The organism is bacterium, from assembly GCA_040756715.1.
Taxonomy (GTDB): domain Bacteria; phylum UBA9089; class UBA9088; order UBA9088; family UBA9088; genus JBFLYE01.
Genome location: JBFLYE010000091.1, coordinates 1 through 2437, shown reverse-complemented (window position 1 = coordinate 2437; position 2437 = coordinate 1). Strand labels below are relative to the sequence as shown.

2 protein-coding genes are annotated in these 2437 nt (G+C 33.2%); both read right to left on the bottom strand.

The window, feature by feature from the left end; translation table 11 throughout:
* Window positions 1-160: 160 nt before the first annotated feature.
* On the bottom strand, window positions 161-1657 hold the full coding sequence (locus AB1397_03490; protein MEW6482051.1) for a hypothetical protein: 1497 nt from the start codon (window positions 1655-1657) through the stop codon (window positions 161-163).
* Between the two features lie 6 nt (window positions 1658-1663).
* Window positions 1664-2239, bottom strand: a complete 576-nt coding sequence (locus AB1397_03485; GenBank protein MEW6482050.1) for a hypothetical protein — start codon at window positions 2237-2239, stop codon at window positions 1664-1666.
* Window positions 2240-2437 lie beyond the last annotated feature (198 nt).

The window sequence follows — 2437 nt, the reverse complement described above, 5'->3', positions numbered from 1 at the left end:
CATACCAAAGTATGGGCTTAAAATCCTCATAATTGGGAGGCTCTTTGTGGTAAGAAGCCTCTGTATTTATCCCTAAAATAATCCCCAATATAACCCATTTCTTCATTCTGCATCAACCTCCTTTTTCAGCTCTTCAGAGCTTAGATTATACATATAATCCCTAATCTCTATCATATAATATACAAAATTTTCCAAAAGAAAAATCAAAATCTTTTGCTTCTCCTAATCTACCTTCTGTTTCTTGTTTTAAATCTAATAATTCTAAGCTAAGTTTAAAGCTTTGTCCATTGCTTTCATAGGAATTTAATTTTAACCCATATTCCTCATAAAATGGGTTAAAGTCCCTCTCCCATCTTGTTTCCTTGTCAATATAGGGCTTAAGGATGAGATATAATTCATTTCCCTCTAAGAGTTTTCCCTTGGGAAAGCAATTGTTTTCCTTTGCATATTCTTCTAAGAACTTGGCAAAGGAATTGGAAAAATAGGATAAAAGGCCATTTTGCATCCCTTTTAAGAATGAGATTCTTTGTGCTATATTCCCTATGTAAGGGTGACTCCAAAAGGCTTCTCCTCCCCCCCAGGTCCAATCATCAAACTTATCAAATTCAAAAGGCAGTCTATGTTTAATATCTATCTTTTTCTCCATAAATCTTTTATATCCCCAAAGGGTATCCTTAACTGAGAAAGCCCTTGATGACATAATTATAATTAAGGAATTATAAAAAAATCTACTTTCAGGATACCTTTTTACCAATTCTACAAAGGCACCTCCTGTAAAATGGGAATCTTCACCCCATTCACTTTCAGGGGCTATCTGGTATAACCAGTTTACATATTTCAATGACCTTTGTCTAGCTTTTTCTAAATTTTTTCCTTCATTCACATCCAAAGGAAAAAATCCTTCACCGATTATCTTTATAATCTCATATAGGCAATCATCAGCAATCTCACTATTGGGATATTGATTAACCAAGGCTTCGTAGCTTTTGACCATTTTCTCAGCCATCTCCCTTTTTTCAATTATTCTTTTTCCAATGAACTTTTTACCATACGCCTCCTCTATGGGAAGAAGTTTTCCCCCTTCTTCTTCTTTTTTTTTCCTAAACCTTATATCCTCTTTCTTTATCTTTGCAAATTCAACCACCTCAGTTCTTGAAGAATTCTCAATTAGCCAATCAATACATCTTGTAACATCACCATCTATTCTATTATATAACGCATGTTTCTTATGCCCCTCCCAATCCCAACCAAGGCTCATTGCACACCGCTTTGCCTTCTCTAATAATATTATCGCATCAAGCAAACATTTATCAACCATTTTTGTCTTTGGATAGGTATTGGCAATTGCTTCGTATTTTTCCGCTGTCTTAACCCTTAGATAATACATTTTCTCTATCAAATCCATGTACTCGAAATAATCACAAAAAAGCAAAGGAAAAAGTCTAGTCCTCCAATACCTTCCTTTGTGCTCCTTATAAATCTTTTCCAACCCCTTTTTACACCCTTTCCTTGCCCTCTCAAACTCCTCTTTTGCCCTTATCTCCTCATCCTTTATATTTATTCCTTGTTTTATTTCTTGTTCCCTTCCTTGAAGCACTAAGAAAACTATGCTAAATCCTATCACCATCCCCAAAACCAAAGGGATTAGCTTTTTCATATGGGTTTAGAATATTTGCCTTATTATTAAAAAAAGACTTACTATCGGAAAAAGAATACTCTGGAACATTTGGTATATTATTGAAGGTAAAAACATCCCCCAAATTAAAAATAAGTAAAGGACAAGAAACGTTATTCCTCCTATAACCACTGCTAATCCTAATAAAATATGGAAGAAAGTAGATTTGCTATCTACTTTAGCAGACCTAATTAAGTTAACTAGAGTAATTTCAGATACAATTAAACCTATAGGTATAGCTAATGGGAAAGCTCCGTGAAACTGCATCCATGTTGCTATTAGAAGAAGGGGTAATACCATTGTTAATTGCCATTTCCAAGAGGTATTATTCTTCCAATTAATTAAGCTATTTCTAAAAAGCGCAGGAACTGTTACAAAAAATAAAAAAAGCCCACATAAAGGTATCACCGTAGGAAATAATATTATATAAATCCACACTTTCACTTCCCTAAATTTTTCCTCTAATTCATATAATGGGGGACCTAGAATTCTACCCAAAACATAAAGACCTCCTCCTATTACTAAAGGGATTATTAAAAGGATAAAAATTTTTTTATTTTGCATATTATAACCCTCATTAAAGAGTCAGAAACGCTTTGTTTAATTGTTACAATACACTACTTTCCAACCACCATTATAGTTAATTACATAAATTTTTACACAAACTATACCTTATCATAAACTTATTTATCCAACTTTTGGCATAGCTTATACTTATTGCAAATTCTTCAAAACTATCCTTTATTGTTCTTTTAAGCTCAT